Origin of the sequence: Mesorhizobium sp. M7A.F.Ca.CA.003.01.2.1 (assembly GCF_003998945.1) — a bacterium.
GTDB classification, from domain to species: Bacteria; Pseudomonadota; Alphaproteobacteria; order Rhizobiales; family Rhizobiaceae; genus Mesorhizobium; species Mesorhizobium ciceri.
Window position 1 is genome coordinate 1 of the sequence record NZ_RZRA01000249.1, and the last position, 6,319, is coordinate 6,319.

The window sequence follows — 6,319 nt, forward strand, 5'->3', positions numbered from 1 at the left end:
GACGAACAGAGCCTCGCCGATCATCATCGAATCGTAGCCGCGGATGCGCCCGAGGAACACCGGGTAGAGATAGGTCAGGCCGTAGAGACCGATGCCGATGACGAACGAGAATAGCGAGCCGAAGGCGAAGTTGATGTTGGTGAAGGCCTTCAGGTCGACGATCGGCTCCTCGGCGGTGAATACGCGCCAGAAGAACAGGACCGCGCCGACGGTCATGACGACGGCGCAGATGAAGACGCCCTGGTCCTGCAGCCAGTCATTGTTGGGGCCTTCCTCGAGCACATATTCCATGCAGCCCAGGAAGGCCGCCATGCCGGCGAGGCCCCACCAGTCGAACTTGCTGAACAGCTTGAGGTTGGGCTTGTCGAAGTCGATCAGCATCCAGGCCGCCGTTGTCACCAGGATGCCGGGCACGACATTGACCAGGAACAGCCAATGCCAGGACATGGCATGGCTGATATAGCCACCGACGGTCGGGCCGATGGTCGGCGCCAGCGTCGCCACGAGGCCGATCATCGGCGAGACGACGGCGCGGCGCGAGGGCGGGAAGATGGTGAAGGCAGCGGCAAAGACGCTCGGTATCATGCCGCCGCCGATGAAGCCCTGGACGGCGCGGTAGACGATCATCTGGTCGATGTTGGTGGCGGTCGCCGCCAGCGCACTGGCCGCGGTGAAGCCTGCCGCCGAGATGGTGAACAGCACGCGCGTCGACAGCATCCGGCTGAGAAAGCCCGACAGCGGGATCATCACCACTTCGGCGATCAGGTAGGCGGTCTGCACCCACGGAATTTCGTCGGAGCTGGCGCTCAGGCCGGCCTGGATCTCCGACAGCGAGGCGGAGACGATCTGGATGTCGAGGATGGCCATGAACATGCCGAACACCATCGCCAGGAAGGCGATGACGCGCCGCGTCGAAATGGTGTCAGGCACAGCCGGCCTCGCCGGCGGCGCTCCTGCTGTCAGGGTTGCGGTTGCCATGGCATTGCTCCCCGGCCGCCGCTCAATTCGACGCTGCCACTGACGCCGACCCGGATGGGGCGGTGCGGCTGTCGACGGCGACGACGACGCTCAGGCCGGCGCGCAGCTTACCGCTCTTCAGCGCATCGGCCGGCACATCGATGCGGACCGGAACGCGCTGCACGACCTTGGTGAAGTTGCCGGTGGCGTTTTCGGGCGGCAGCAGCGAGAACACGGCACCCGAAGCCGGCGCCAGCGACGAAACGGTTCCCTCGAAGTCCTGGCCGTCGGTCGCATCGACCGAGATCCTGACCTTCTCGCCGGGAACCAGCCGGGCAAGTTGTGTCTCCTTGAAGTTGGCGACGATGTAGAGCTTGTCCATCGGCACGATGACGGCGAGCTTCTGGCCGGGGCTGACAAGGTCGCCCTGCTCGACCGAGCGGTTGCCGACGATGCCGTCATATGGCGCCTTGAGCACGGTGAAGGAAAGATCGCGCAGCGCCTTGTCATGGCTGAGCTGCAGGGACGCCAGCGTGCTCGCCGATTCCGCGCGCTGCGCCTGCAGCACGCCGATATTGGCTTGCGCGGCGGCGATCTGTGCGTCGGCGCCGACAAGGGCGGCATCGGCCTGCTGGACCGCGGTCTGGGCGTCGTCCAGCTGCGCCTGTGTGCCGACATGGGTCTTGAGCAGCTGCGAGGCGCGCGCCGCGACCTTGGCTGCGTTGTCGGCCGCGGCCTGGTCGGCGACCTTCTGCGCCTGGGCCTGCTGCAGCGAGGCGCGGGCCGCGTCGGTCTGGGCGTCGATACGGTCGAGCGTCTTGCTCAAGGTGGCGATCTGCGCCTCGGCCTGGGCGACGGCAATCTTGTAATCGCCGTCATCGACGACGAGCAGCGGATCGCCGGCCTTGACCAGCTGGTTCTCGCTGACCTTGACCTGATCGACATAGCCGGAAATCTTGGGCGAGATGAACGCCATGTCCGCCTGGACATAGGCATCGTCCGTCGAGATCATGAAGCGGCCCGTTGTCCAGTAGTCGTACCCATACCAGGCGCCGGCGCCCAGCAAGGCAACACCGATGACCGGCAGCAGGAAGGAACGCACCGAACGCTTCTTCCTGGCCGGAGCCTCTGCCGGCGGCGACGAGACGGGCTGGACAGGTACTTCCGGTGCTTCCGTCGCTGGCGCAACCTTGGCGTTGGGGAAGGGACGGACTTCAGCAGTGGTCGGCGCGTTCGAGGACATGACATCTCTCTAAAGTTATAATATAATATTGAACCGTTCGGTTCGATCCGGCCGTTGACATAGCGCGTAAAGAGGACCATATCAAGGGCAATCGAACCGCTTGGTTCGAATTATTTTCGAGGTGTGACTTTCATGGCCGAGACCCCGCCCAATGTCGAAAACGAGTCGTGTGACGACCTGTTGGAAAGCTTGCGCCGTGGCCGCCCGGCCGCGGGGCAGGATCCGGCCAAGCGCAGCCAGATCATCGACGGCGCCCGTCGTGTCTTCATCGACAAGGGCTTCGAAGCCGCCTCGATGAACGACATCACCCGCGAGGCCGGCGTCTCCAAGGGTACGATCTACGTCTACTTCGCCAACAAGGAAGAGCTGTTCGAGGCGCTGATCGAGGAAGAGCGCGGCACCATCTTCAAGAACATGTATGACGTGCTGGACAATGCCGACAACCTGCGCGAGACGCTGGTGAAGTTCGGCAAGGTGCTGGCTCTCAAGATCACGTCGGCCAAGGTCGTCCAAGCGCAGCGCACGGTGATCGGGGCATCAGACCGGATCCCCGACATGGGCGCGCGTTTTTACGAGCGCGGTCCCAAGCGTGGCCACGACAAGGTCGCGGCCTTTCTCAATGCCGCCATCGAGCGCGACCTGCTGCGCATCGACGATGTCGATCTTGCCGCCTATCAGTTCACCGAACTGTGCCTGGCCGGTCTGTTCCGCCAGTGCATCTTCGCCTACCGCACCAAGGCCCCGACCCAGGACGAGATCGACCACATCGTCAGGTCAGGCGTCAGCATGTTCCTGAAGGCCTACGGCACCGAAAGGCTTGTGGCGGAAGAAGGCCATCAGACGATTGCTATCGAGGCCAAGCCCTAGCCAGACCATGCTCTAACTCTTTGTTTAGACGCAATTCTGGACGGAAAACCGCTTCACACTTTTCCTAGAATTGCTCTAAGGTGCGGATGCTTTAGCCGCCATTGGCGGCAAGCACGATGGCTGCCTGCAATTCCTGAAGGCCCTCGGCCTTTTCAGAAGAGGTGGCCAGCACGAACGGGAACGCCGCCGGCCGCTTCTTGATCTTTGCCAGCGTCTCCTCGATCAGCCTCGGCACGCCGGCAGTCTTGATCTTGTCGGTCTTGGTCAGCACGATCTGATAGGACACCGCCGCCTTGTCGAGCAGCGACAGCACTTCGTCGTCCTTGGCCTTGATGCCATGACGGGCGTCGATCAGCACATAGACGCGTTTCAGCGTGACCCGGCCCTTGAGGTAATCGAAGACCAGCTTGGTCCACTCGTCGACCTTCTCCTTGGGCGCGGTGGCGTAGCCGTAGCCGGGCATGTCGACCAGCGCCAAGGGTGGCAGGTCGGCGCCCTCGCCCGAAAATCCATCCGGCACGAAATAGTTGAGCTCCTGCGTGCGCCCCGGCGTGTTGGAAGTGCGCGCCAGCCCCTTCTGGTTGACCAGCGCATTGATCAGCGACGACTTGCCGACATTCGAGCGGCCGGCAAAGGCGATTTCCGGCGGCCCTTCCGGTGGCAGGAACTTCATCGCCGGCACGCCGCGGATGAAGATCCACCCTCGCGTAAACAGTTCGGTGCCGATTATGCTGCTGTTCAGAGCGTTCAAGCTGCTGCCTCCAGAAGAGAAATATTGACACCCCGGATAGCATCGAGGTTGCGGCTGACCTTGTCTACCGGCCAGTCCCACCACGCCACCGCCAGCAGCCGCCTGATTGTCCGGTCGTCGAAACGCATCTTTACCACCTTGGCCGCGTTGCCGGCGACGATCGCATAGGGCGGCACGTCGTGCGTCACCACCGATTTCGCAGCGACGATGGCGCCGTGGCCGATTTCCACCCCGGGCAGGATCACCGCCTCCATCCCGATCCAGACGTCGTTGCCGACGATGGTGTCGCCGCGCACCTCCTTCGACCAGGTCGCCGGGTTAAAACCCTTTTCCCAGCCATGGCCGAAAATATTGAACGGATAGGTCGAAAAGCCGGACATGGCGTGGTTGGCGCCGTTCATGATGAAGCGCGCGCCCTCGGCGATGGCGCAGAACCTGCCGATGATCAGCTTGTCGCCTATGAACGGATAGTGATGCAGGACGCATTTCTCGGCGAATTTGTCCGGCCCGTCGGGGTCGTCATAATAGGTGAAGTCGCCGATCTCGATGTTTGGCGCGTTCACCAGTCCCTTGAGGAAGCCGACGCGGGTATGCATCGGGATCGGGTGCTTGATGTCTGGGTTGGGTCCGTCCATGTCGAAATCCGTCAGAGAAATGGCCGCCAGGTGCATCCGAAACTCGAATGCGCCCGTTCAAAATAGCGTGGTCCGCCCTATAGCACCAATCGGGTGACGAGCGAGCTTTCCTTGACGGCCTTGCTCATTTGCTGCCGCGGCAAATCACGATCGGATCGGACAGCGCACTGTCGAAACCGCTGCCCTGATAGACGGTGACATTCGTGGCGCCGGGCGGCAGCATGAAGCTGCCTTCGACGATTTTCTGGTCGCCGGCCGGCATGTGGAGAGCCCAGCTATAGGTGCAAAACTGAGGCGGCGCCTGGGGTTCGACGTGGCTGCAGTTCAATTGCGCGCCACCCAGCATGGCGGCGCCGCCGCAACTGACGGCGCCCTTTGCGAGCGCAATGCCCGGCCATCCTGCAATGGCCGCCACGGTCGCGATCTTCAGCCAATTCATCGTCGTATCCTTGCCCGGCAACAGCCCGCTACCTGAGCCTTTGGGTGGGTCGCAGCCCATGCGTCATTTTTTCCAGGCGGGCTTAGTCCGTCTTGCGCACCGCGTCCAGCAAGATTATGTGCATGATGATAATAAGCATGCTCACTAACAGTCGCGCCGAAAAACTCCAGTACCTCCCATGCCATCGTCACCCAACATCAGCTTCGTGCTGCACGATGTCGCGCGCCTGCTTCGAAAGCGGTTCGAGCAGAGGTCGCGGGCATCGGGGCTGACCCGCGCCCAGTGGCAGGTGCTGGCCTATCTCAGCCTGCATGAAGGCATCCACCAGAACAAACTGGCGGACCTGATCGAGATCACGCCGATCACGCTCGCCCGGCTGCTCGACAAGATGGAAGCAAGCGGCTTCATCGAGCGCCGGCCCGATCCCGCTGACCGCCGGGCATGGCTGCTGTACCTGAAGCCGCAAGCCCATCCGCTGATCGAAATCATGCGCGGCAATGGGCGGAAGACGCGTGACGAGGCCTTTGTCGGCCTTTCCGCGGATGCGCAACTGCATCTGCTGCAAACCCTATCCCTCATCAAATCCAATCTGCTCGCGGCTTGCGCCCAGCCTGCCGCCGACCGGGAGAAAACACATGGCTGAATCAACCTCACCAAAGAAGCCTGTCGAAGAAGACGGATCCGCCGCCGACCGGGCGCGCGACCAGGTCATCCGGCTGGACAGCGAACGCGAGCAAAGGCGAGCCAGCACCGTCATCGACAATGACGAGCTCGAATCACCGGTCGCCCTGGAGCCGGCGGCGCTCGAGGCTCCGTCCAAGGAGCCACGCCAGGCCGGGGTTGCGGTGGCGCCTCCGGCGCCGGTCAAGCCCAAGCGCGGCCGGGCACGGCCGATCCTGTTTGCCCTGCTTCCGTTCGCGCTGGTCGTCGGCGGCTATTACTACGTCATCGGCGGCCAGGTCATGACGACCGACAATGCCTACATCCAGGCGCAGTCGCTCGGCGTTTCCACCGATGTCTCCGGCACTGTGTCCGAGATCGACGTGCACGAGAACGAGGCGGTGAAGAAGGACCAGGTGCTTTTCCGGTTGCGGTCGGCCTCTTTCGAAACCGCTCTTGCCGCCGCCCAGGCACAGCTCGGCACAGTGCGCAACCAGGTGCTGACCTTGCAGGCGAGCTACCAGCAGTCGCAGGCGCTGATCGAGCAGGCGCAGGCCGACATCCCCTATTACGAGGCCGCTTTCCAACGCCAGCAGGATCTGCTCAAGACCTCCACCTCCTCGAAGGCGACCTTCGACAGCGCCCAGCACGACCTCGTCGCCGCCGAGCTGGGCAGGCGTCGCCTGTGCCTGCGCTTGGGCAGCGGACACTTTCTGGCGGGCGGCGACGCCAGCCAGCCGGTGGAGATAGAACGGGTTCTTCTCCAC

General features: G+C 63.1%; 8 protein-coding genes. 3 read left to right on the forward strand and 5 right to left on the reverse strand.

Annotated elements, in window-relative coordinates:
* Together EN969_RS12655 and EN969_RS12660 are read right to left on the reverse strand one after the other, a co-directional pair.
* The coding region (locus EN969_RS12655; protein WP_127419154.1) for a DHA2 family efflux MFS transporter permease subunit at positions 1 to 978 on the reverse strand (978 nt) is incomplete at its 3' end.
* 22 nt (positions 979 to 1,000) lie between these two features.
* A complete protein-coding gene (locus EN969_RS12660) occupies positions 1,001 to 2,200 on the reverse strand; it encodes an HlyD family secretion protein (RefSeq protein ID WP_013528495.1) in 1,200 nt (399 codons plus the stop codon).
* Positions 2,201 to 2,332: 132 nt separating this feature from the next.
* Between EN969_RS12660 and EN969_RS12665 the strand changes: the two genes are divergently transcribed.
* The gene (locus EN969_RS12665; RefSeq protein ID WP_013528496.1) at positions 2,333 to 3,067 is read left to right on the forward strand and encodes a TetR/AcrR family transcriptional regulator; all 735 of its coding nucleotides are present in this window, start codon (positions 2,333 to 2,335) and stop codon (positions 3,065 to 3,067) included.
* Positions 3,068 to 3,158: 91 nt separating this feature from the next.
* Here EN969_RS12665 and yihA read toward each other — a convergent pair whose 3' ends face one another.
* The 3 genes from yihA to EN969_RS12680 all read right to left on the reverse strand — a co-directional run bounded on the left by yihA (position 3,159) and on the right by EN969_RS12680 (position 4,892).
* Positions 3,159 to 3,818, reverse strand: coding sequence for a ribosome biogenesis GTP-binding protein YihA/YsxC (gene yihA / locus EN969_RS12670; RefSeq protein WP_024502094.1), 660 nt, complete (start codon positions 3,816 to 3,818; stop codon positions 3,159 to 3,161).
* The gene (locus tag EN969_RS12675) at positions 3,815 to 4,453 is read right to left on the reverse strand and encodes a CatB-related O-acetyltransferase (protein ID WP_063170424.1); all 639 of its coding nucleotides are present in this window, start codon (positions 4,451 to 4,453) and stop codon (positions 3,815 to 3,817) included. The genes yihA and EN969_RS12675 overlap by 4 nt, the downstream gene beginning before the upstream one ends.
* Before the next feature lie 124 nt (positions 4,454 to 4,577).
* On the reverse strand, positions 4,578 to 4,892 hold the full coding sequence (locus EN969_RS12680) for a hypothetical protein (RefSeq protein WP_024502096.1): 315 nt from the start codon (positions 4,890 to 4,892) through the stop codon (positions 4,578 to 4,580).
* Between the two features lie 178 nt (positions 4,893 to 5,070).
* On the opposite strand from EN969_RS12680, the gene EN969_RS12685 reads away from it, so the two are divergent.
* Both EN969_RS12685 and EN969_RS12690 read left to right on the forward strand, forming a co-directional pair.
* Positions 5,071 to 5,535, forward strand: a complete 465-nt coding sequence (locus tag EN969_RS12685; protein ID WP_013528500.1) for a MarR family winged helix-turn-helix transcriptional regulator — start codon at positions 5,071 to 5,073, stop codon at positions 5,533 to 5,535.
* Positions 5,528 to 6,319, forward strand: a 792-nt coding sequence (locus EN969_RS12690) for a biotin/lipoyl-binding protein (protein WP_245467435.1), incomplete at its 3' end; no start/stop codon positions are given. The genes EN969_RS12685 and EN969_RS12690, both read left to right, overlap by 8 nt.